The 22,683-nt window shown below is 69.0% G+C and carries 23 protein-coding genes and 1 tRNA gene; 5 read left to right on the forward strand and 19 right to left on the reverse strand.

Going from position 1 to position 22,683, the window contains the following annotated elements; all coding sequences use genetic code 11:
* Positions 1–60: 60 nt before the first annotated feature.
* The 4 genes from ACQG07_RS17445 to ACQG07_RS17460 form a co-directional block, all read right to left on the reverse strand.
* Positions 61–1,383: an ABC transporter substrate-binding protein gene (locus ACQG07_RS17445; protein ID WP_159876557.1), complete on the reverse strand. Its 1,323-nt coding sequence runs from the start codon at positions 1,381–1,383 to the stop codon at positions 61–63.
* Positions 1,384–1,461: 78 nt separating this feature from the next.
* Entirely contained in the window at positions 1,462–2,331 is an 870-nt protein-coding gene (locus ACQG07_RS17450) for a carbohydrate ABC transporter permease (protein ID WP_426738971.1), read from the reverse strand.
* On the reverse strand, positions 2,328–3,272 hold the full coding sequence (locus ACQG07_RS17455) for a carbohydrate ABC transporter permease (RefSeq protein WP_079704353.1): 945 nt from the start codon (positions 3,270–3,272) through the stop codon (positions 2,328–2,330). The genes ACQG07_RS17450 and ACQG07_RS17455 overlap by 4 nt, the downstream gene beginning before the upstream one ends.
* Positions 3,269–5,278: a beta-galactosidase gene (locus ACQG07_RS17460; protein ID WP_426738972.1), complete on the reverse strand. Its 2,010-nt coding sequence runs from the start codon at positions 5,276–5,278 to the stop codon at positions 3,269–3,271. Before ACQG07_RS17460 ends, ACQG07_RS17455 begins: the two co-directional genes overlap by 4 nt.
* A gap of 151 nt (positions 5,279–5,429) precedes the next feature.
* Between ACQG07_RS17460 and ACQG07_RS17465 the strand changes: the two genes are divergently transcribed.
* Complete coding sequence (locus tag ACQG07_RS17465) at positions 5,430–6,452, forward strand: LacI family DNA-binding transcriptional regulator (protein WP_079704351.1); 1,023 nt, start codon at positions 5,430–5,432, stop codon at positions 6,450–6,452.
* A gap of 78 nt (positions 6,453–6,530) precedes the next feature.
* Here the strand turns inward: ACQG07_RS17465 and ACQG07_RS17470 are convergent, their stop codons facing one another.
* From ACQG07_RS17470 to ACQG07_RS17505, 8 genes are all read right to left on the reverse strand, one after another.
* Positions 6,531–6,812: a hypothetical protein gene (locus ACQG07_RS17470; protein WP_194642893.1), complete on the reverse strand. Its 282-nt coding sequence runs from the start codon at positions 6,810–6,812 to the stop codon at positions 6,531–6,533.
* Positions 6,813–6,897: 85 nt separating this feature from the next.
* Complete coding sequence (gene rarD / locus ACQG07_RS17475) at positions 6,898–7,800, reverse strand: EamA family transporter RarD (protein ID WP_426738973.1); 903 nt, start codon at positions 7,798–7,800, stop codon at positions 6,898–6,900.
* Positions 7,801–7,935: 135 nt separating this feature from the next.
* Entirely contained in the window at positions 7,936–9,024 is a 1,089-nt protein-coding gene (locus ACQG07_RS17480) for a hypothetical protein (RefSeq protein ID WP_426738974.1), read from the reverse strand.
* Positions 9,025–9,187: 163 nt separating this feature from the next.
* Positions 9,188–10,429, reverse strand: coding sequence for a D-mannonate dehydratase ManD (manD, locus tag ACQG07_RS17485; RefSeq protein ID WP_426738975.1), 1,242 nt, complete (start codon positions 10,427–10,429; stop codon positions 9,188–9,190).
* Positions 10,430–10,459: 30 nt separating this feature from the next.
* Positions 10,460–11,704 carry an MFS transporter gene (locus tag ACQG07_RS17490; RefSeq protein ID WP_426738976.1) on the reverse strand — a complete coding sequence of 415 codons (1,245 nt, stop codon included), beginning with the start codon at positions 11,702–11,704 and terminating at the stop codon, positions 10,460–10,462.
* 15 nt (positions 11,705–11,719) lie between these two features.
* Positions 11,720–11,851 (reverse strand): hypothetical protein, encoded by a 132-nt coding sequence (locus ACQG07_RS17495; RefSeq protein ID WP_426738977.1) that lies wholly within the window; start codon positions 11,849–11,851, stop codon positions 11,720–11,722.
* A gap of 57 nt (positions 11,852–11,908) precedes the next feature.
* Positions 11,909–12,913 carry an L-idonate 5-dehydrogenase gene (locus ACQG07_RS17500; RefSeq protein ID WP_426738978.1) on the reverse strand — a complete coding sequence of 335 codons (1,005 nt, stop codon included), beginning with the start codon at positions 12,911–12,913 and terminating at the stop codon, positions 11,909–11,911.
* The gene (locus tag ACQG07_RS17505) at positions 12,910–14,427 is read right to left on the reverse strand and encodes a mannitol dehydrogenase family protein (protein ID WP_426738979.1); all 1,518 of its coding nucleotides are present in this window, start codon (positions 14,425–14,427) and stop codon (positions 12,910–12,912) included. Before ACQG07_RS17505 ends, ACQG07_RS17500 begins: the two co-directional genes overlap by 4 nt.
* A 154-nt stretch (positions 14,428–14,581) precedes the next feature.
* Between ACQG07_RS17505 and ACQG07_RS17510 the strand changes: the two genes are divergently transcribed.
* Positions 14,582–15,547, forward strand: coding sequence for a LacI family DNA-binding transcriptional regulator (locus ACQG07_RS17510; protein WP_124767854.1), 966 nt, complete (start codon positions 14,582–14,584; stop codon positions 15,545–15,547).
* A gap of 24 nt (positions 15,548–15,571) precedes the next feature.
* Here ACQG07_RS17510 and ACQG07_RS17515 read toward each other — a convergent pair whose 3' ends face one another.
* The 5 genes from ACQG07_RS17515 to ACQG07_RS17535 are packed head-to-tail and all read right to left on the reverse strand — an operon-like array spanning position 15,572 to position 19,011.
* A complete protein-coding gene (locus tag ACQG07_RS17515; RefSeq protein WP_426738980.1) occupies positions 15,572–16,345 on the reverse strand; it encodes an ABC transporter permease in 774 nt (257 codons plus the stop codon).
* On the reverse strand, positions 16,342–17,301 hold the full coding sequence (locus ACQG07_RS17520) for an ABC transporter ATP-binding protein (RefSeq protein WP_426738981.1): 960 nt from the start codon (positions 17,299–17,301) through the stop codon (positions 16,342–16,344). Before ACQG07_RS17520 ends, ACQG07_RS17515 begins: the two co-directional genes overlap by 4 nt.
* A complete protein-coding gene (locus tag ACQG07_RS17525; RefSeq protein ID WP_079704339.1) occupies positions 17,298–17,522 on the reverse strand; it encodes a helix-turn-helix transcriptional regulator in 225 nt (74 codons plus the stop codon). Before ACQG07_RS17525 ends, ACQG07_RS17520 begins: the two co-directional genes overlap by 4 nt.
* On the reverse strand, positions 17,519–17,941 hold the full coding sequence (locus ACQG07_RS17530) for a hypothetical protein (protein WP_159876534.1): 423 nt from the start codon (positions 17,939–17,941) through the stop codon (positions 17,519–17,521). Before ACQG07_RS17530 ends, ACQG07_RS17525 begins: the two co-directional genes overlap by 4 nt.
* A complete protein-coding gene (locus ACQG07_RS17535) occupies positions 17,938–19,011 on the reverse strand; it encodes an ABC transporter permease (RefSeq protein WP_426738982.1) in 1,074 nt (357 codons plus the stop codon). Before ACQG07_RS17535 ends, ACQG07_RS17530 begins: the two co-directional genes overlap by 4 nt.
* Positions 19,012–19,133: 122 nt before the next feature.
* Between ACQG07_RS17535 and ACQG07_RS17540 the strand changes: the two genes are divergently transcribed.
* Positions 19,134–20,291: a low temperature requirement protein A gene (locus tag ACQG07_RS17540; protein ID WP_426738983.1), complete on the forward strand. Its 1,158-nt coding sequence runs from the start codon at positions 19,134–19,136 to the stop codon at positions 20,289–20,291.
* A gap of 27 nt (positions 20,292–20,318) precedes the next feature.
* On the opposite strand, the gene ACQG07_RS17545 is transcribed toward ACQG07_RS17540, so the two are convergent.
* Together ACQG07_RS17545 and ACQG07_RS17550 are read right to left on the reverse strand one after the other, a co-directional pair.
* Positions 20,319–20,996 carry a hypothetical protein gene (locus tag ACQG07_RS17545; protein WP_426738984.1) on the reverse strand — a complete coding sequence of 226 codons (678 nt, stop codon included), beginning with the start codon at positions 20,994–20,996 and terminating at the stop codon, positions 20,319–20,321.
* Between the two features lie 81 nt (positions 20,997–21,077).
* Positions 21,078–21,164 (reverse strand) — tRNA-Leu (locus ACQG07_RS17550).
* A 238-nt stretch (positions 21,165–21,402) separates the two neighbouring features.
* Between ACQG07_RS17550 and ACQG07_RS17555 the strand changes: the two genes are divergently transcribed.
* Positions 21,403–22,149, forward strand: coding sequence for an FhaA domain-containing protein (locus ACQG07_RS17555; RefSeq protein ID WP_124767843.1), 747 nt, complete (start codon positions 21,403–21,405; stop codon positions 22,147–22,149).
* Entirely contained in the window at positions 22,146–22,682 is a 537-nt protein-coding gene (locus ACQG07_RS17560) for an FHA domain-containing protein FhaB/FipA (protein ID WP_192004009.1), read from the forward strand. The genes ACQG07_RS17555 and ACQG07_RS17560 overlap by 4 nt, the downstream gene beginning before the upstream one ends.
* The last annotated feature ends 1 nt before the right edge of the window (position 22,683 follow it).

Raw genomic sequence — 22,683 nt, forward strand, 5'->3', positions numbered from 1 at the left:
AGATGTGTATAAGAGACAGGGCTGACGCCCGCGGCACGAAGGTGGTGGATCACTGTTCTGCTACTCCTTGACGGGGATGGACTGCGCCTTCAGGGCGTCGATCGTCGCGGACTGGCCCTTGGTGAGGGCGTCGAGCAGGGTTCCGTCACCGGAGACCGCAGCCTTGAAGCCGTCGGACACGTCGTTGTACGTCTGCGTCATCGTCGGACCCCAGGCGAAGTCCTCAGACACCTCGGAGGAAGCCTCCGCGAAGACATCGTAGATCGGCTGGCCGCCGTAGAAGTCGACGCCCTCCTTGAGGACGGGCAGGTTCAGGCCCTCCTTCGTCGCCGGGTAGATGTTGGCGCTCTTGTTGAGCATGGTGAGCGCCTCGTCGGAGGTGTTCAGCCACAGCGCGAACTTCGACGCCTCATAGGGGTGCTTGGAACCGGTGAAGACGGCGGTCGAGGAACCGCCCCAGTTGCCAGCCGCGGAGTCGCCGGCCTCCCACTGCGGAGCCTTCGCGACGGCCCACTTGCCGGCGGTGTCGGGAGCACCCGACGCGATGGAGTTCGCGCCCCAGACGGCGGAGTTCCAGGTCCAGGCGGCGCTGGAGTTGTAGGCGTTGTCCCACTCGGTCGTCCAGGTGGGGACGGTCGAGACGAGGTCCTCGTCGATCAGGTCCTGCCAGTAGTCGGCGACCTTCTTGGAGGCGGGGTCGGTCAGGTCGACGGTCCAGTCGGAGCCGTCGTTGTTGAACCAGCTGCCGCCGGCCTGCCAGACGAAGCCGGCGAACTGGTTGATGTCGCCCTGCGAGAAGTTCGTGATGTACGCACCGGTGGCGCGGACCTTCTTGGCGGCCTCCTTGTACTCGGCCCACGTCGTCGGGATGGCGATCCCGTTCTGCTCGAACAGGTCGGCGCGGTAGAACATGGCCATCGGGCCGGAGTCCTGCGGGACGGCGTAGACCGAGTCGGACTCACCGAGCGAGACCTGACCCCAGGTCCAGTCGACGAAGTCGTCCTTGGCGGCCATGACGTCGTCGCACGCACCGAGGTCCATGAGGCCGTTCTGCACGCGGAAGTTCGGCAGGGCGTCGTACTCGATCTGGCCGAGGTCGGGGGCGTTGCCGGCCTTCAGCTGGTTGAAGAAGTTCTGGTAGGTACCGCTGTTGCCGTTCGGGCCGGTCTGGACCTTGACCTGGATGTCGGGGTTCTCCTTGTTCCAGACGTCGACGACCTCTTCGATGCCGGGGATCCAGGAGGTGAAGCTGAGGTCGACCTTGCCCTCGGCCGGGGCGCAGGAGGCAGCAGCACTGCCGCCCTCCGACCCGGTGGAGGAGCAGCCGCTCAGGACGACGGCCGACAGCACCGCTGCGGCGACCGCTGTTCTCTTGAGGTTCATAGCGAATCCGTTCTTCTGTGAATGGTGCGGGATGGGTGTTGGTGCGGGATGGAGAGGAGTGTCTGCTCGTCGGTCCGACTACTTCACGGCGCCGGCACCGAGGCCGGAGCGCCAGAACCGCTGGAGCAGGAGGAAGGTGATGACGAGCGGGATGATCGACAGGAATGCGCCGACGAGGACGTAGAGGCGCAGTTCGGGGATCTGGTTGACCTGCGAGTTCCAGGAGTAGAGCCCGAGTGTGACCGGGAACAGGGCTTCGTCGCGCAGCATGATGAGCGGCAGGAAGAAGTTGTTCCAGATGGCGACGAACTGGAAGAGGAACACGGTGACGAGCGCCGGGAACATGAGTCGCACGGAGATGGTGAAGAAGGTCCGGATCTCACCGGCGCCGTCGAGACGCGAGGCCTCGAGGAGTTCCTCGGGCACGCTCGACGCCGCGAAGATCCGCGTCAGGTAGACACCGAAGGGGCTCACCAGCGAGGGCAAAAAGACCGCCCAGAACGTGTTCGTGAGGCCCACCTGGCTGAAGATGAGGAACAGCGGGAGCGCGAGCGCGGTCGCGGGGACGAGCACACCGCCGAGGACGACGTTGAAGATCAGGTCGCGTCCCGGGAACCGGTACTTCGCGAGGGCGTAGCCGCACATGGCCGCGAAGAGCGTGCCGAGCAGTGCGCCGAGGCCGGCGTACAGGACCGAGTTCAGCATCCACTTGAGGTAGACGCCGTCGCGGTAGGCGACGAGCTGGCCGATGTTCTCGAACAGGTTGAAGTCCGCGAACCAGAGCGGAGTCGAGTTGCCGAACTGCGCTGACGACTTCGTCGAGGCGATGAACAGCCACCAGATGGGGATGAGGAAGTAGAGCGTGAAGACGAGCATCACGATGAGCGCGCCGGCGCGCGACAGGCGGCTCTCCTGCGGGCCGCGGCCGGTGGACAGGATGGCGGTCATTTGCCTTCCTTTCGCTGCGTGAACTTCAGGAACCCGAAGGAGAGGACGAAGGTCGCCAACGCGAGCACGACCGAGAAGGCGGCTGCGAGGTTCACGTTCGGGATGGACGAGGTGGTGTAGACGGTGAGGTTCGGGGTGAAGGTGCTGCTGACGGCCGAGCTGAAGGTGCGGAACACCTGCGGCTCGGCGAGGAGCTGCAGCGTGCCGATGATCGAGAAGATCGCCGTGAGTACGATCGCCGGCATCACGAGCGGGATCTTGATCGACCAGGCGATGCGCGCCTGACCGGCGCCGTCGAGCCGGGCGGCCTCGTAGATCTCGGTGGGGATGGAGAGCAACGAGGAGTAGATGATGAGCATGTTGTAGCCGACGAACACCCAGGTGACGACGTTCGCGATGGCCCAGAGCACGAGGTCGGCCGAGAGGAAGTCCACGCTCTGCGTGACCGCGGTGAACGGCGACAGGTTCGGCGAGTAGAGGAAGCCCCACATGATGGCGGCGATCACGCCGGGCACCGCGTACGGGACGAAGAACGCGAGACGGAAGAACCGCTTGCCCCGCAGGAGCGGTGAGTCGAGCAGCAGCGCGAAGAGGAGCGCGAGCCCGAGCATCACCGGCACCTGGACGACGCCGAACAGGAGCACCCGTCCGACGGACTGCCAGAACGGGCCGTTCTGGAAGACCTGCACGTACTGCGCCAGTCCGCCGAACACCTCCCGGGCCTGACCGAAGGTGCCGTCACGCTCGATCACGAGCAGCGACTGGTAGACCGCGTACCCGATCGGCACGAGGTAGAACAGCGCGAACAGCACGGCGAACGGGACGATGAAGATGGCGATCGCCCGCTTGTGCTGCACCACCGCCTTCGGCAGCTTGGCCGCCCTCGGCGGGCGGACGGGCCGTGGCGACGTCGCCTCGGCCGTCTCGATGTTGACGCTCATCGCGTGCGGTCCTCTCTGATGACGCGCACGGCGCCGGCTGGCACGCGTGCGATGGAGTCGACGGGTTCGCCGGTGACGAGCTCGCGCCCGCGGGCCGGCAGCTCGACGTCGTTCGTCGAGTGGTTGATGAGGAAGAGGTAGCTCCGTCCCTCATCGGCGCGGCGGACGACCTCGAGGCCCGGCTGGTCCGGATCACCCTGTGGCAGCGCCCCGGCCCCCGCGGCTGCGTCGCGGAGCACCTCGTCGAGTGCGCCGGCGTCCAGGTTCGTCGCGAGGTACCAGGCGTCGCCGCCACCCGCGATGCGGTTGCGCGTGATGGCCGGGCGACCGGTCGACGGGCCGTCGGCGAAGGAGTCGACGACCTCGGCACCTCGGGCGCGGGTCCGCTCGGACCATGCTGTCGCGGTCCGGCCCGACGCGAGCGTCAGCACCTGGCCGGGGAGGACGGGGGCGAACTCCTCGACGTTGACGCCGAGCAGCTCGCGGAACGCGCCGGGGTAGCCGCCGGGGCGGACCCGGTCCTCCTCGTCGGCGATCCCGCTGAAGAACGTGACCACGGCGTGCCCACCGGCCGCGACGAAGTCCGAGACGACCGCGGCCTCGCTGTCGCGCACCAGGTACAGGTTCGGGACGACGACGAGGCGGTAGGCGGAGAGGTCGGCGCCCGGACGCACGACGTCGACGGTGTGACCCAGACGACGCAGCGACGCGTGGACCGCGTGGACCTGCGAGAGGTGGTCGATCGCGTGGGTCGGGCGGCTCTCGCCGTCGGCCGCCCACCAGTTCTCCCAGGAGAAGAGGAGGGCGACATCGGCCTGGACGCGCGTGCCGGTGATCTCGTCGAGTCGGTCGAGCGTGCCGCCCAGCTCGACGACCTCGCGCCACACGTCGGAGTCGGTGCCCGCGTGCGGCAGCAGGGCCGAGTGGAACTTCTCCGAGCCTTGCAGCGACGCACGCCACTGGAAGAAGCAGATCGCCTCCGCGCCCTTCGCGACGTGCGTGAGGGAGTTCCGGGTCATCTCGCCCGGTGCCTTCGCGAGGTTCTGCGGCTGCCAGTTGACCGCACCGGTGGACTGCTCCATGAGCAACCACGCACCGCCACTCGCGAGACCGCGCGTGAGGTCGCTTGCGAACGCGAGTTCGGCAGTCGGGTCCGCGAGGCGGTTGTCGAGGTAGTGGTCGTTGGCGACGACGTCCATGTCGGGCGCCCACTGCCAGTAGTCGAGGTTCCGGATGTGCGCGGTGACCATGAAGTTGGTCGTGACGGGCACCGAGCTGTGACGGCGCAGGACCTCGAGCTCGGCCCGGTAGTAGCCGAGGAGCTCGTCGGAGGAGAAGCGGTGGAAGTCGATGACCTGGCTCGGGTTCCGGCTCGACAGGGTCAGGCGCGGCGGCAGGATCTCGGCGAAGTCGCTGTACTGCTGGCTCCAGAACGACGTGCCCCACGCGGTGTTCAGGCGCTCGATCGTCTCGTAGCGGGCGCGGAGCCAGCCCCGGAAGGCCTCGGCGCTCTCGTCGTCGTAGCAGAGCGCGTTGTGGCAGCCGAGTTCGTTCGACACGTGCCAGAGCTCGACGGCGGGGTGCGCGCCGTAGCGTTCGGCGACGCGCTCGACGAGTTCGAGGGCGTAGCGGCGGAAGACCGCAGACGACGGGCACCAGGCCTGGCGACCGCCGGGGAAGCGCGTCGTCCCGTCCTCGGTCTCGGGGAGGATCTCCGGGTGCCGGAACGTGAGCCACGGCGGGGCCGATGCGGTGCCGGTTCCGAGGTTGACCCGGATGCCGGCCTCGTGGAGCAGGTCGAGGATCTCGTCGAGCCCGGCGAAGTCGAACTCCCCCGGACGCGGCTCGAGGTGCGACCAGCCGAAGATGTTGAGGGCGACGAGGTCGACACCTGCCTCCTGCATGAGCGCGACGTCTTCGCGCCAGACGGACCGATCCCACTGCTCGGGGTTGTAGTCGCAGCCGTAGGCGATGCCGTCGTGGCTGAACGTGGGGGTCGTGCTCATGGTGCCTTCCGCAATCTGTGAACGTGCACAGATCGAAGAGCGACAACTCCACGTTGAGAGTCTGTGAACGTACACAGAGTAGGCGTGCGTTTCTGGATCTGTCAACACGGAGCCCGCCGAAGGCCGCCCGGACCGGCGCTAGGGTGGAGCCGTGACCCCTCCGCCGACCCGACGCAAACGAGCGACGGTGCACGATGTCGCCGTCGAAGCCGGCGTCTCCCGGGGCACGGTCAGCCGGGTCGTCAACGGCGAGCGCTACGTGTCGGCTGAAGCACGCGAGGCGATCGAGGCCGCCATCGAGAAGGTCGGCTACGTGCCGAACACGGCCGCCCGGAACCTCGTCATGCAGCGCACCCAGGCCGTCGGGTTCGTCGTCCACGAGCCGCACAGCCTGTTCGTCGACGACCCCAACATCGGCAACATCCTGCTCGGGGCGAACGAGGCCCTGTCACAGGCCGACCACCAGCTCGTCTGTCTGGTCGTCGACTCCGAGCGCGACACCGACCGCATCACCCGGTACCTCTCGGGCGGCTTCGTCGACGGGGTGATCATGGTGTCCGCGCGCCAGAACGACCCGATCACGCGCGTCATCGAACGCCTCGGCCTCCCGGCGACCTTCGTGGGCCACCCGCCCGACCTCCGTGAGCTCCCCTTCGTCGGGATCGACAACCGGTCGGCATCGGCCGACATCACGGGTGAGCTGATCGGTGCCGGCCGACGGCACATCGGCATGATCGCGGCAGCCCTCGACCGGGACTCCGGCTCAGACCGACTCGCCGGGTTCCGCGATGCGCTCGGCGACCGCTTCGACGACCGCCTCGTCGTGGAGGTCCCGCTCTACTCGCACCAGGACGGCTTCGCCGGCATGTCGGAGCTGCTGCGCCGGGAGCCGGCCGTCGACGGGGTGTTCGCGGCTTCGGACGCCGTCGCGGCCGGAGCGCTCGAAGCCCTCCGAGCGGCAGGGCGGAGTGTGCCGGAGGACGTGTCGGTCGTCGGCTTCGACGACTCGGCGTGGGCGCTCCGTTGCCACCCGCCGCTCACCACCGTCCACCAGCCGGCGGCGGCCGTCGGTCAGCGCGCGGCGGAGGTGCTCCTCGCCCAGCTCCGGGGCGAGAACATCTCGCCGGTCGGCTCGTTCGTTCCCACGTCGATCGTGCGTCGCGGGAGCGTCTGAACCCGTTCGTTCGCCCATTCTTGGGCGAACCAGCACTCCGTCGCCCAAGAATGGGCGAACGAATGCCGGAGGAGCGACTCAGAGCTGCGGTGACGGCCGTCGGATCGCGGCACGCTTTGCCTCGTCGAAGGTGTCCACGTGCAGCCATTCAGGCGGGCTGGGCGCCACGATGAGGACGTCGTAACCGGCGCCCTGTGCCTCGACGTACGCGAGACAGCATTCGGGCGAGGAGGGATCGGCGTCGTTCGAGATCCGCCATTGCCGGGCACCGATCGGGACGACGTGGTGCCGTTCGGACGAGTCTCGCGCTGGAGGAAACGGCGACTCGAGCGACAGTGCTGGAGCATGCTTCGTAACCATGCCATCAGGCTAGGCGCGCTCGCGGAACGCGTCCCGAGGCTTGACTTCACAGGTTCGCGGCGACGCGCCGTGCTGGGGAAGGCGGTCAGCGCGGGCGGCGCGTGGTCTCGAGCCCGAGCAACACGAGGGCGACCACGATCGGGCCGTAGACGAACCCGTCGGCGAGCGTCAGTGATTCGCCGAGGAGGAGGACCGCCACGAGGACCAGCAGCACCGGTTCCAGGTAGCTGAGCAGTCCGAAGACGCCGAACGACAGCAGGCGACTCGCGACGAGGTACAGCACGAGGGCGACGCCACCGATCACCCCGAGGAGCACGATCCCCCAACCCAGCTGTGGGTGCGCCGCCAGGATGGCGAGTGAGGACGGTTGCAGCGCCAGCACGATCGCGGCGGGGACGAGGACCGCCAGCTCGAAGCAGAACGCACCGATCGAGTCGAGCCCGGCTCGGCGCCGGATCGCGAAGTACACCGGGTAGCCGACCGCGACCGCGATGGTCGCCCAGGACAGCCCACCGGCCACGACGATCGCGGCGGTGACACCGATGGCGGCTGCGGCGACCGCGGCGATCCGGAGCGGTGCGAGTCGCTCCCGATGCAGGACGACGCCGACCACGACCATCGCCAGTGGCATCAGGAGGTAGCCGAGCGCGAGTTCGAGCCCGTGCCCCGTCTGCGGTGCCCAACCGAAGAGCCAGAGCTGCAGGGACAGCAGGAGCCCGTCGACCACGACCACGAGGACGAGGAGCGGACGACGCACGAGACGAACCGCGATGTCGCGGACGTCCCGCCACCACCCGAACACGACGATGAGCGTCGCCAGCACCGGCACCGTCGCGATCACGCGCCAGGCGAAGATCTCGTTCGCCCCGAACGGCTCCAGCAGCGGTGGCAGGAAGAACAGCGCCGCGAACAGGAACGAGGCGACGACGGAGACGAGGACCCCGCGGGGCGTCGTCTCGCGATGCTCAGGGGGAAGGGCGGCCGTCACGGGTCCTCACCCTATCGTCGCGCGGGCAGCTCAGCTCGCGCCACACAGAGCATGAACACCTGCGCCTTCGGGCCGAACGCTGGAACGTACTTCACGCGTCCCCACCCCTCATCTGGTGCATGACATCGCCCACGCTCACCAGGTGTACGGGTCGAAGGTCCACGTGCCGTCGGTCGACAACACGACGGCACCGTCCACCCACACCTCGCAGTCCTCCGCGGTCACGATGCCGTATTCGCCCGACGCCGAGGCGAACGCGGCGAGGAAGTCGGCACTACCCCGACGGGTGGTGGTCACGAGGAACCCCGCCGTCGCGGAGTACTCCGAGAACTCGAACTCGGGACCACGGGTCAACAGCCAGGTGACGCCCGACATCTCGTCGCCCTCCGAATTGTCGATCGCGATGGAGCAGCCCTCGGGTTCATAGGACGTCGATGCGATGCAGGCGTCCACGTACGCGTGGACCGCAGCGGTCGCCCCCTCCTGCCCGAGCGCCGTCAGTGTCGGGTACAGATACGCCGTCGGCCTGCCGTCCCACTCGGCCTCCACGCTGGGCACCTCGAAGTCGAAGAAGCCGGTGGTCGAGTCGGCCGCGATGTCGTACTTCCCCGGTCCGACGACGTAGACCGTCGTCTCATCCACCGTGCCCACGTGCTCGCCTCCGACGGAGAGGTCCAGCGCACCGAACCTGACCGTGGGCACCGTGATGGTCGGCAGGCTCGCCGGTTCGATGCGCCACGCGCTGAACCACAGGAAGCCGGACGGCTGTGCGCGCAGCGTGAACGCCGTGGTCTGCCGCTCGCCGCCGCGCTCGAACGTCACGTCGACCGTGGCGACCCCGTTCTCGGTCCGGGTCGCACCGACGCGATGGGCCGTCGGGCGGTCGGTCGCGAGCGCATACCGCTCATCGGTCAGGAGGTCGACGCTGTAGCCGAGTTCGGCGGCGGCGGCAGCGGTCCCGTCCATCGCGACCGCCCGTTCGAGGTGCCCGTCCTCCAGTGCGTCGAGGTACGGCTGCAGCATCACCGACGGTGCCGTGGCCGCCGTCAGCGACACCGACGCGCCGACCACCCAGGCCGCGGCGACGACGACCGTGGCGGCGATGACACCACCGAGGGCGACCGGACGCAGTCGGTGCGACGGCGGAGCGACGGGGGCGACGCTGCCGCCTCGGGTGACTGGTTCAGCGGTGTCGGCCGCGCCGACGGTCGGGTCCTCGTGCACCGGGCATCCTTCGATTCCGGGTCGCAGGGAGGAGCTGCCGTCCCGGAACCCGCAGCGCCTCGCGCATCGGGACGGACGTGGCGGAGGACCGCACGCGTTCGAGGCAGCACCGCATCATCTCACCTCACAGCCGCGGAGCACCAGATGCCAGCGCCACCACCGCTCACCAGTCGTGGACGGTGCCGTCCGTCAGCCGGTTCACCGGCAGGTACGCCTTCGTGTACTCGAACGCGGCGGCCGCGTCCTCGTCGAGTTCGACGCCGAGGCCGGACTGCTCGCCGGGGTGCAGGAAGCCGTCGTCGAAGGTGAAGGAGGTCTGGAACACCTCGAGGGTCTGCTCGTTGTGCGGCATGTACTCCTGGATCCCGAAGTTGTGGATCGCGAGGTCGAGGTGCAGCGCTGCGGCCATCCCGATGGGTGAGATGTCGGTGGGGCCGTGGATGCCGGAACGGATCCCGTAGATGGCCGCGAAGTCGAGCAGTTTCTTCATCGCCGTGATGCCACCGGTGTGCGTCACCGCCGAGCGGACGTAGTCGATGAGGCGCTCGGTGATGAGGGTCTGGTAGTCGTACACCGAGTTGAAGACCTCGCCGATGGCCAGCGGCGTGGTCGAGTGCTGGCGGACGAGTCGCAGGGCGGTCTGGTCCTCCCCCGGGGTGCAGTCCTCGAGCCAGAAGAGCTTGTACGGCTCGATGTCCTTCGCGAACCGGGCGGCCTCGATCGGCGACATGCGGTGGTGTCCGTCGTGCAGGATCCGGAGGCCCGTCCCGAAGTCCTCACGGATCCGTTCGAAGACACCCGGCATGTGCGCGAGGTAGCCGGCGGTGTCCCAGGACTCCTCGGTCGGTGCCGTGGCCGCCGAGCCGTCCGCCGCGCGCTTCGCCGGCTCGTAGTCGTAGCGGACCCCGGGACCTGCGGCGGACACCCCGTAGACCTGCCCGAGCCCCGGCACACCGGTCTGGACGCGCACCGCGGTGAACCCGAGTTCCTGGTACCCGGTGATCGCGTTGGCGAGCGCCTGGTAGTCCGTCCCCGAGGCGTGGGCGTACGCCCGGATCCCCGATCGACTCGCACCGCCGAGCAGCTGGTACAGCGGCACCCCGGCCTTCTTCGCCTTGATGTCCCAGAGCGCCATGTCCACCGCGGCGATGGCCGCCATCGTGACGGGTCCGCGCCGCCAGTAGGGTCCGCGGTACAGGTACTGCCAGGTGTCCTCGATGCGGTCCTCATCGCGGCCGATCAGCATCGACGCGACGTGGTCGCCGAGGTACGACGCGACGGCGAGCTCACGCCCGTTGAGGGTCGCGTCGCCCCAGCCCACGACACCGTCGCTGGTGGTGATCTTCAGGGTGACGAAGTTCCGGCCGGGACTCGTCACGATGACGTCCGCGCGTTCGATGCTCATGAGGTTCCTTTCGAGGAGGTCGGGTGCCGGTCAGATGGCGTCGCGCGGGTCGGTGAGGTCCCGACCGGCGACCTCGGGCATCCAGATGGACGCGACCAGGGCGCAGAGGGTGAAGACGCCGAGCATGATGATGATCGGGATGAAGGAGCCGGTGGCGGCGGACACCCAGGCGGCGGCGATGACGGGGCCAGCGCCGGTCGCGACGATCGCGGCGATCTCCCGGGCCATCGCGGTGTAGGTGTAGCGGTTCCGCGCGCCGAAGAGCTCCGGCAGGGTCAGGTTCTCGAGCGACGCGAAGCTCATCACGGCCAGGTTGTGCAGGACGACGTAGCCGACGAACACCTGGACGGTGTCCTTGCTGTGGATCATGAGCATGGTCGGGACGATGATGATGAGCGCGATGATCGCCCACACCATGTACATGCGCTTCCGTCCGTACCGGTCACCGAGCCAACCGGAGAGCGGCACGGTGATGAAGGCGACGAGCGAGGAGACGATGACGGCGTTCACACCGATCGACCGGTCCAGCAGCAGGACGACGGTGATGTAGCTGATGAGGTAGGTCTGGACGAGTCCCGAGTTGCCGGCCTGACCGAACCGCAGCAGGAGCGCGATGCTGAACGCCTTGATCGGCTTGCGGTTCATGGCCTCGAGCGTGCGGAGGTTGCCGGTCTCGGTCGCGAGGGCGATCGTCTCCTGCTTGGTGAGCGCCTTGCCGTCGACGACGTCGTCGCGCTCCTCGAAGACCGGGCTCTCCTTGAGGTTGAAGCGGACCCAGACCGCGAAGAGCATGATCACGACGCTGCCGATGAACGGGATGCGCCAGGCCCAGGCGATGACCTCGTCCTCGCTGAACGCCAGGAGCAGACCGGCCCACAGCGCGGAGGCGAGCAGGGTGCCGCAGTTGGTCCCGAGCGCCACGAGCGACGCGATGATGCCGCGGCGCTTGGCCGGGGCGTACTCGGCGAGCATGACGCCGGCGCCCGAGATCTCGGCACCGGCTCCGAAGCCCTGCGCGATCCGCAGGAGGACCAGCAGGATCGGCGCGAGGAGGCCCACCTGTGAGTAGGTCGGCAGGAATCCGATGAGCGTCGTCGACAGGCCCATGAGCAGGATCGTGTAGAAGAGGACCTTGGTCCGGCCGGTCTTGTCGCCGAGCCGGGCGAAGAAGAACGCGCCGACCGGACGGGCGACGTAGCCGACCCCGTACGTCGCCATCGCGGCGACGACGGCCATGGCCGGGTCCTCGTTGGAGAAGAAGAGGTCGGCGAACACGAGCGCGGCGGCCAGCTAGTAGAGCTGGTAGTCCATGAACTCGAGCGCGGTGCCGAGCCACCCGGAGATGGCGGCCCGGACGAGGTCGCGGACGGATCGGTTCGCGGTGGGGTCGCCGGTGGCGACGGACGACTTGGGTTCTGACATGAGGTACTCCTTCGGACCTACGGGATGCAGCGGAAGTGGGTGTGTGCGGTGGGTGGCTCAGAAGGCGAGGAGCACCTTCGCCGAGCGGGACGAGTCCCGCGCGACGGCGAAGGCGTCGACGGCCGCCTCGGCTGGGATGACCTGGGTCACGACGGCGTCGAGGAGATCGCCCTCGGCGAGGAACGCGATCGCGTCGTCGATCTCGGTGGAGAAGCGGAACGCGCCGCGGATGGTGAGCTCCTTGGCGAGCATGGGGGCGAGGTTGATCGGGCTGTCGGCGTCGGGGAGCATGCCGACCTGCACGATCGACCCGCCTCGTCTCGCGGCCCGGACCGCCTGGGTCAGGGCGACCGGCGCGCCCGAGCATTCGAAGACGACGTCGTAGGACTCGTCGGCGACGGCGTCGCGACCCACGAGGAGGAGCTCACCGGCTCCGACGGTCGTAGCGCGTTCCAGTGCCTGTTCGCGCATGTCGCTCGCCGCGATCGTCGCTGCACCGGCCCGGCCGGCCGCGGCGATCACGAGCAGACCGATGGGCCCGGCACCGATGACGAGGACCCGCGCACCGCGCATGTCGCCGGCCAGCCCGACCGCGTGCATGGCGACCGCGAGGGGTTCGGCGAGCGCCGCCCGCTCGAGCGGGAGTCCGTCGGGCAGGACGCGCACCATCGAGTGCTCGACGATCAGGTACTCCGAGGCCCCACCCTGACGGTGCGGGTCCGCCGCGGCGCTCCCGAGGTAATCGCCGCCGGGCCGCAGGTGTGGGTGGTCCTCGAGCCCCGGCAGGCTCGGGCCGTATCGCGCCGGGTGCACGGTGACCCGGGTGCCGGGGGCGAGCCGACCGGAGGGGTCCACGTCGACGACGGCCGAGAGCTCGTGGCCGGGGGTGAGCGGTTCGCGGATGACGTACTCGCCGTTCGCTCCGTTGAAGTAGTAGTGCAGGTCGGAGCCGCAGATACCGACGTACCGCACCCGGAGGCGGACCTCGCCGTCGCGTGGTTCCGGGGTGGGGGCATCCTCCCAGCGGATGTCCTCCGCGCCGTGGATCGCGAGCGTCTTCATCGGTTGGCTCCTGTCGTGGTCATGGGTGCCTGCGAGGCGGCGATGCTGTCGCGGATGGCGGCGTCGACGCCGTGTCGGCGGATGGTGTCGATCAGTTCACCGACCCGCGAGATGAAGGTCGGCTGCTCGGCGAGGTCCTGCCCGAAGAGGTGCAGCTCCGCGATCACCCGCTGCGCGAGGTGCCGACCGTCCGTCGACGTGCCCGCCAGCCGGGCGAGCTCCTCGCGGGCCGGATCGACCATGGCGCGCGCGTGCGGACCGGGGTCGAACCCCGGCATCGGGGCGATGCAGGACAGGTAGGCCGCGACCGTGAGGGCGATGAGGTGCGGGACGGATCCGGCCTCGAGCAGACGGAGGGCGGGCTCCGGGATGCGCTGGCGGAGCTTCACCGATCCGTCGGTGCCCACCTGCGCCGTGCGGTGCCCGAGGGCGTGGTTCGCCCAGCGTTCGAAGAGCTGCCCCTCATACGTGCGGACGTCGACGCCGGACGGGAACCGCACCGACGGTTCGTACTCGTCGCGGAGGATCGCCAGTGCGGCGGATTCGACGGCGGTGTCGGCGATCGACTCCGAGATCGTGGCCACCCCGCGGAGCGCACCGAGGTAGGCGATGAGCGAGTGCGTCCCGTTGAGGAGCCGCACCTTCATCTGCTCGTACGCCCCCACCTCGTCGGTGAACACGGCGCCTCCGGCCTCCCAGGCGGGGCGGGCGGCGGCGAAGCGGTCCTCGATCGCCCACATCGTGAACGGTTCGGCGGAGACCGGTGCGTCGTCCCGGACGCCGAGACGAGCTGCGACGAGCTCGCGCAGTTGCGGGGTCGTCGCCGGGACGATGCGGTCGACCATGCTGGACGGGAAGGCGACCGCGCTGTCGAGGTAGGCGAGCGCTTCCGCGCCCTCGGTGCCGCGCAGTTCGGAGAGGAAGGCCCGGACGAGCGCCTCCGTGCGAGCGCCGTTCTCGCTCAGGTTGTCGCAGCTCAGGATCGTGATCGGCGTTCCACTACCCGAAGCCCGCCGCTGCAGACCGCGAGCGAGCTGGCCGATGGTCGTCTGCGGTGCGCCTCCGCGGAGGTCGGCTGCGATCAGCGGGTCATTCAGGTCGAGGAGGCCGGTCGACGGCGAGGCGCTGTAGCCGTGCTCCGTCACGGTCAGCGTGACGACCCGGATGCGGTCGTCCGCGAGGGTGCCGACCACGCGCTCCGGATCCTCCGCCGCGACGAACGCGTCGGTGTGCACGGCGGGCACGGAGAACGAGGCCCCGATGGGTGAGATCTCGGCGACCGTGTAGCGGAGATCCTGCGCCCGCATGGCGTCGACGACCGCTCGGGACCGGGATGCGACACCGACGATGCCCCATTCATCGCCGCCCGCGCTGAGCGCAGCCGCCGTGTAGACGGCCTGGTGCGCTCGGTGGAAGTTGCCGAGACCGAGGTGCAGGATGCCGGCGGCGGACGGTGCCGGGTGCTCCGGACGCGGGCCCGAGCCAGCGCCCAGTCGCGGCGGCAGGGCCGTCATCGCCGAGCCTCGGGGCACCGCGTCGTCGGCTGGAGGAGATCCACGTCGATCATCATGAAAGCGATTCTGAATGGTTTGTACAAAGTTTGTCAAGTAGTTTCATGGCAGCACGATGCCGCATCATGAGTACACCCGACCCCGCGAAGGATCAACCGTGACCGCCACCCTCACCGATGTCGCCCGTCACGCGGGCGTCTCCATCGCCACCGCGTCGCGGGCGTTCGGCGAGCCGGATCGCCTTGCGAACGCGACGCTCGAGCGGGTCCTCACGGCGGCGGCGGACCTCGGGTACTCGAACCCGAACGGTTCGACGGCGGAGAAGACGTTCGGCGTCATCGTCCCCGACATCGCCAGCCCGGTCTACGCGACCCTCCTGAAGGGCGTCCACGCCCAGGCCTGGCAGGGACGCCACCGCCCGGTGTTGTTCGACACCGATGAGGACCTGCATCGCGAGCACGAGCAGCTCGAACTGGCGCGGAAGCTCAACGGGATGCTCCTCTGCTCGCCACGCCTCCCCGACGACGAGATCCGCGCGCTCGTGGGCGACACCCCGGTCGTGGTCGTCAACCGCATCATCGACGGCCTCCCCTACGTCGTGATGGACACCGAGAGCGGGCCACGGCAGGCGGTCGAACACCTCGCCGCACTGGGTCACCGACACATCGCCTATGCGGCCGGTCCGAAGCACTCCTGGGCGGACCTCCGCCGTGGCGACGCGGTCGCGGCGGCATGCGAGCAGCTCGACATCGAGTTCACCCGTCTGGGCCACCAGGCGGCCTCGATCCAGGGCGGCCTCGCCGCAGCGGCCACGATCGTGGCGAGCGGCGCGACGGCGGTCATCGCCTACAACGACCTGGTCGCCCTCGGCATCGACGCCGGGATCACGTCGATGGGCAAGCGCTGCCCCGACGACCTCAGCATCATCGGCACCGACGACATCGAGATGGCGTCCATCCGCCAGCCCGGTCTCACCACCGTGCGGCTCGCGATCAACCGGTGCGGGTCGTTGGCGGTCGAGGTGCTGCTCCAGGCCATGGCCGGCGGGTCGCCCCGTTCGGTCGCGAGTCTCGACTCGCAGCTCATCGTGCGCGATTCGACCGCAGCCCCGCGTCGGGACTGACGCGGCGGACGGCAGCTCCGCCGATCAGCCGACGTCCCATCGGTGGAGCCGAGCGGCCGCGAGACCCGACACGAGCGCGCACGCCGCCATCAGGCTCCAGACCACTGCGAGCGGCACGGGCTGAGGGCCTCGGGAGATGGTCGCCTCGAGCGCGCCGACGATCCAGGTCGTGGGCAGGACCCGGAAGAGACCGGCGACCCACTCCGGAAGGATCGCGAGCGGGAAGAGGGCCCCGGACGTGGCGAGAGCGAGCATCGGCAGCAGGTACGCGAGTTGCATGGCGATGTCCGGGTTCGACAACCGCGCCGCGAGGAGGTAGCCGAAGCCGAGCAGCATCGCGCCACCGAGCAGGATCGTGCCGGCGATCGCGACGAGGTCGGAGAGTGGACGGGTGGGCACCGTCCAGGCGGCCAGGGCGATGATCACCGCGGCCTCGACGACGACCAACCCCACGCGGATCGGCAGGTGTCCGAGCAGATAGGCGTCGCGACGGGCCGGCGAGGTCGACAGCGCTCGCAGCAGGCCGATGCTGCGATGCCGGACCAGCGGCACCGTGGTGAGCATGAAGGCGATCGCCATCGTCCCCGTGCTCGAAACGAGCGGGAGGGCGCGCTGCAGCACACCAGCAGGCGTGTCGGACGCCGTCGCCACGAGGGCGTCCACCCCCCAGAGCAGTCCGATCAAGGCGAGGAAACTCGCCACGAGTGCGATGATCGAGCGCGGGTCCCGGACGAGGTCGCGCGCGTGGGCCGCGGCGAAGCTTCGGACCTGCGCTGGGAACGAATGCGTCGTGCTCATGGCCTGTGGGCCCGGTCGCCCTCGGCTGCGGACGTCGGCCGATTCGCGAGATCGATGAAGAGATCCTCGAGCGACCCGTGCGCCACTCGGAACCCGCGGGGTCTGAGACCGGTGGAGAAGGTGAGTCGGCGCAGCACGGCGTCGGGGTCGTCGGTCACGATCCCGACCAGGCTGACGGCGCCCTTCGCCGTAACAGTGATCTCACCGGGGATGTCGTGCGAACGCAACTCGTCCGCGGTGGTCCGGCCCGGGACCTCGAAGGTCACCGTGGCCGTCGCGGCGTGTTCCCGGACCAGGGTCTCCGGCTCACCCGAGGCGGCGATCGAGCCGTCCACGAGGACGGCGATCCGGTCGCAGACCTGGGTGGCCTCGTCCATGTGATGCGTCGAGAGCAGGATCGTGGTCCCGCGTTCCTGCTGGCGCCGGATGATGCCCCAGAGGTTCCGTCGGGCCTGCGGGTCGAGTCCGGCCGACGGCTCGTCGAGGACGACGATCTCGGGATTGCCGATCAACGCGATGGCGATCAGCAGGCGACGCTCCTGGCCGCCTGAGAGGTGCTTCACGCGCACGCGCCGTGCCTCCCCCAGATCGAGCTCGTCCAAGACCTCCTCGGGACGCCGCACGTCGCGGTAGAACGACGCGAAGAGGTCGAGCGTCTCCGCGACCGTCAGCGTCGGGAACAGGGTGGCGGCCTGCGGCTGCACCGCCATCCGCCCGGTCACGTATCGGCGGTCGACCGACGGGTCGCGCCCGAGCACCCGGACGGTTCCGTCGGTGGGACGGCGGAGTCCGACGATGGTCTCGAGCGTGGTGGTCTTCCCGGCGCCGTTCGGTCCCAGCAGCCCGAACACCTCCCCCGCGTGGACTCGGAGGGAGACGTCGCGCAGGACGCTCCGGTCGCCGTAGTGCTTGCTGAGCCGGTCGACGGTGACGACCACTCGGTCCGATTCGTTCATCGTCGTCCTCCAGACGGCGGGGCATCGTGTTCACCCGGGAAGAAAATCTCCTCGATCGGGCGGGAGAGCAGTGCGGAGACCCGGAACGCCAACGGCAGGGACGGGTCGTAGCGCCCGGTCTCGAGTGCGTTCACCGTCTGCCTGGAGACGCCGAGTGCTTCAGCGAACTGGACCTGGGTCCACCCGCGTTCGGTGCGCAGGGCGCGGACGTCGTTCTTCATCGGGTGGCCCGGAAGGAGACGACACCGATGGTCACGCCCCACACCGCCATCCCGCCGATGAACACCCACCATTCCGGCTGGGCGACGACGACACCGGCCGTCGACAGGAACACGACCGCGAGGCTGATCAGCATCGCCGCACCGAACCCGATGGCGAGACTCAGCACGATCACTCCGCGCTGCAGTTCGTCGACGCGGCGCACGTGTCGGATGAGTGCGATCACGATCCACACCACCGGCACGAGCGGGACGAGTGCGACCGCGACGGCTGCGGGCGATCCCGGCTCGGTGGTGAACAGCTCCGGCAGGAAGAGGAACGTCACGAGGAACCCGACGGCACCGGCCGCGATCTCCCACATGTATCTACGGGACGCACGACGCTCCTGCGGTGTCGATCCCCGTGTCGTGTGCTCGTTCATGCAGCCACCTCTCGTTGCGTGTCGGACATCGTGGTCGTCCGCCCGTCGCGCTCGGACTGATCCCACTCGAACCACCGCACGGCGAGCACGCCTGCTGCGACGGTGACGAGCGACATGAGCCCCCAGAGCGCGGGGACGGGGAGGAACGGTTCGGCCCCGGTCAGTGAGGCACTCGCGGCGGCGACGAACCAGGTGGTCGGCAGGCAGTTCATGGCCACCTGCACGGCGGCAGGGAGGATGGACTGCGGCAGGAGCCCGCCCGACGCGAACACGAGCCCGATCGTCACCATCACCATCGTCTGTTGTGTCGCCTCGGCGTTCCGCGATCGGGCGGCGAACACCAGCGCCAGAGCGAACAGCATCGCCGCTCCGAGGAGGAACGAGACCCCCAGGGCCAGGAGGTCCACGCCGTCGACGTACCTTCGCCAGACTGCGATCCCGGTCGTCAGCACCAGGATCCCCACCGCCACCAGCGCGCGCAAGGGGAGCTGCGCGAGGAGGAAGGTCGACCGGCGGAGCGGCGTCACGCCGAGCAGCCGGAGCAGCCCACGCTCCCGCATCGCCACGAGTGGGACGGTCGTGCCGATGAACGCCAGGCTCGCGACCCCGACCAGGACCACGATGCCGAGGTTCTCCTGGAGCGGGTCGATCTTCACGTCACCCTCGTCATCCATCACCGTCACCCCGTGGGCCGGGACGCCTGCGTCGCGCAGCCCTCGCCAGATCGGGTCCCATGCAGCCTGGTCCGCAGCGTCGAGCACCACCAGGGCGCGCCCCTCGTGCACGGTCACCCGCGTGTTCCGATCGGGGTCGTCGGGGGCGACCACCTGCACACCGGCCCGCTCGAGCGCCGACGAGACTCCCGGTTCGTCCGTGTCCAGCGCTGCGACCGGAGCAGGGCCCAGGACGACGAACGCGAGCCACATGGAGACGTAGATCACGAGGATGATGCCGGTCATGAACCACATCGAGATCCCGGTGAGCGGGTTCCTGAGCACGTCGCGAGCGCTCATCGACGCCAGCCGCCGGAACGCGGCGCCGCCGCAGCGGGCCGACCTGTCGTTCGTCATCGTCGGCGCATCTGGACGATCGAGTCCGAAATGACAAGGAAACCTGACATACGTCAAGCATGCTTGTCATCCGGCGACGTGTCAAGCTTCCTTGGCAACGACAGGCACGGCAGGATGGGATCGTGCTGAACCGACTGGGTCTCCTCCGTATGACCGGCCGCGACCCCGGCGAGGGGCACCGGGTGGCGAGCCCGTTGGAGCTGCTCTTCGACCTCGTGTTCGTCGTCGCCGTCTCCCAGGCCTCGCAGAACCTCCACCACGGGATCGTCGAGGGTCACGCGGCGGAGACGACCGTCTCCTACGCGATGATCTTCTTCGCGATCTGGTGGGCGTGGATGAACTTCACCTGGTTCGCATCCGCGTTCGACACCGATGACTGGCTCTACCGCATGACCACCATCGTGCAGATGGGCGGGGTCCTCGTGCTCGCCGCCGGCGTGCACGACGCCATGGTCGACGGCGAGTGGGCGATCACCACCATCGGCTACGTCATCATGCGACTGGCGATGGTGGCGCAGTGGCTCCGACTCGCGTTGTCCGATCCGGAGCAACGCGCGGTGGCCCTCCGGTTCGCGATCGGGATCAGCCTCGTGCAGGTCCTCTGGGTCGCGCGACTGGCCCTTCCGGTGGAGGGGCAGTTCTGGACCTTCTGGCCCGCGATGCTGCTCGAGGTGCTCGTGCCCGTCTGGGCGGAACGGGTCCACCGCACGCCCTGGCACCCGCATCACGTCGCCGAGCGGTACGGCCTGTTCACGCTGATCCTGCTCGGCGAGAGCCTTCTCGGTTCGGCGAATGCCATCATCGACGCGGCGAACAGCGACGAGCGGATCGACGGGCTCGTCGGCTTGGCCGTGGCAGGCATCGTCCTCGCCGCCGGGATGTGGTGGATCTACTTCAGCCGGGAGCAAGGGGCTCGCCTGGCCTCGTCCCGCCAGGGGTTCGCCTTCGGGTACGCGCACTACGTCGTCTTCGCCGCCGCCGGTGCCGTCTCCGCGGGGATCGAAGTGGAACTCGACCTGCTGACGCACGCGGGCGAGCATCTCACCGCCGCCGTCGCGTCCTTCTCGCTGACCATCCCCGTCTCGGTGTTCATGGTCGCGGTCTGGTTGGTCCTGCTCCGCGGCAGGATCTCGACCACCGCCTCGATCCTCTTCCTCCTGGCCGCCATCGCCGTGCTGGCCTCCGCCACACTCCCGATCGTGACCGTCCTCGGCACCGCGACCGCCGTGGGGCTCGCCGTCCTCATCCTGGAGGTGCAGCGCGTCCGCGAGCGCCGGTGACGGTGAACCCGCCGCGACACGTCTCCGTCACCGCCGTGGGCGGACGAGACCACCTTTGGCCAGATCCATGTACCAGTTGTAGAGCGAGGACCGCTCCGCCAGGAGGTCGAGGTACACCTGCCGCGCGCGGGCATCGTCGGCCACCAGGAGGTAGCGCTCGTCGTCGAGGATTCCACCGACCCCGGCGGTCGTCGTCTCGTAGGCGTACTGCTCCTCGATCGACGTCATCGCCCGCAACTCGTCGAGGTACCCGACGAGGACGGGAAGATAGGCGCCCTGCGCCAGTCGCCAGGCGGCCTTCTCCTGCGCGCGCCGGAAGCAGATCGCCAGATCACGCGGGAGCGCTCGCACGAGTGGTTCAGGATCCCCCGCCGCGCCGGGCGCCGCCCCGAACGCCCGACCGAAGTCGACCAGCAGGGAGTTCCCGTACGTACTGAACGCCGCAAGATCCCGGGTCGACCCGGGCGAGACGACGAGGGTGTAGCCGTCGCGGTACGGCGACGGACGGTGTGAACCACGACGATCCGGCACCGCGAGCGGCGCGGTCACCCACTCGCGGACGATGGCCGACGTCCGGTCGTGGTCGTCGACGCGCGTCTCGGCGCTGCTGAACACCGAGGAGCGGTCGGCCAGCAGTTCCAGGAGCACTCGGCCGTCGTGCAGCATCGTGATCGCGATGCCCGTCGGCATCCGGGGGTTCTCCATGTCGACACGGTAGCGGTCACGCCCGGACGGCGGGAACGACGAAGGCCCCCGATTCCTCGGGGGCCTTCGTGTCACATCAACTGGTGCGCGAGGCGGGACTTGAACCCGCACGCCCTTTCGAGCACTGGCACCTGAAGCCAGCGCGTCTGCCAATTCCGCCACTCGCGCGAGACACCAGACGTCGCCGCTCTCGCGGCAACTTATCGAGGATAGCACGCGGAGCCCGGGTGGCAGAACACCGGAGATCCGCGCCAGAGCAGGACGAAACGGCCCCGACGGTCCTGTTCCGATGCCGATCTCCTGCTGCCGAGCGGGTGAACACCTGGCGTCGGCGCCCGCGTCGATTGGCCTCGTGTGCAGGCAAACCGTCTAACATTGCCTGGACACCGACACGAATCGAGAGACCGTGGGCATTCTGGACAACTTCGAGAAGGGACTCGAGCGCGCCGTCAACGGCGCCTTCGCGAAGACCTTCAAGTCCGGACTCCAGCCGGTCGAGATCACGAGCGCGCTCCGACGCGAGCTCGACACCAAGGCCGCCGTCGTCTCCCGCGACCGCATCCTCGTGCCGAACAAGTTCACCGTCCGGATGTCGCCCACCGACTTCGAGCGCATGGACGCCATCGGCCCCTCCCTCATCGACGAGCTCGGTTCGCTCGTCCAGAAGCACGCCAAGAGCCAGGGGTACTCCTTTCCGGGTGCCGTGACCATCAAGCTCTCCGGCGACCGCTCCCTCCCCGACGGCCTCGTGCAGATCGACAGTGTCAACCTCAAGGGCTCCGTCACCTGGGCACCCGTGCTCGACATCGGCGGTAAGCGCTACCCGATCACGCAGGCCCGCACGGTCATCGGCCGCGGTACCGAGGCCGACATCACGATCCCCGACACCGGCACCTCACGGAAGCACGTCGAGATCCTCTGGGACGGCAACGCCGGTCAGGCGCGCGACCTCGGCTCGACGAACGGCTCGAAGCTCAACGGCCAGTCCTTCCGCCAGGCGGCCCTCTCCCCCGACTCCGTCATCGAGATCGGCCGCACCAGGATCGTGTTCCGGGTGGTCGCCAAGGCCGGCGGATCCGATCGCCAGATGAGCGATGCGACCCGACGTCACGATGTGTCGTCCTTCGGCGACTCGTGGGGGGACGGCGCGTGAGCGAACTGACCCTGCTGGTCCTCCGCATCGGCTTCCTGCTCCTGCTCTGGACGTTCGTCTTCGGCATCGTCTACGCCCTCCGCACCGACCTCTTCGGACCACGTGTCCGGAAGCCGCAGCAGCAGTCGTCGAACGGAGCCCCGGCCACACCGCCGCAGCCGATGCGCGCCGCGGCCGCCCCGGCCCCCAGTCGGCCCGCCACCGGCGGATCGAGCGGCACGCCTCCGCGCGCCACGGTCGACAACACCTCGCGCCTCGTCATCGTGTCCGGGCCCAAGCAGGGCACCGAGCTCCCCCTCGGCCGCGAGCCGATCACCATCGGCCGCTCAGCCGACTCCGGCCTCATCATCCGCGACGACTACACGTCGACGCATCATGCGCGACTCATGCTCTGGAACGACGAGTGGATGGTCCAGGACCTGGATTCCACCAACGGCACCTTCCTCGCAGGCAAGCGCGTGAGCGTCCCGACGCAGATCCCACTCGACACCCCCGTCAAGGTCGGCCAGACCAGTTTCGAGTTGCGGCGGTAAC

This window comes from Plantibacter sp. 2H11-2, from assembly GCF_050031945.1.
GTDB classification, from domain to species: Bacteria; Actinomycetota; Actinomycetes; order Actinomycetales; family Microbacteriaceae; genus Plantibacter; species Plantibacter auratus.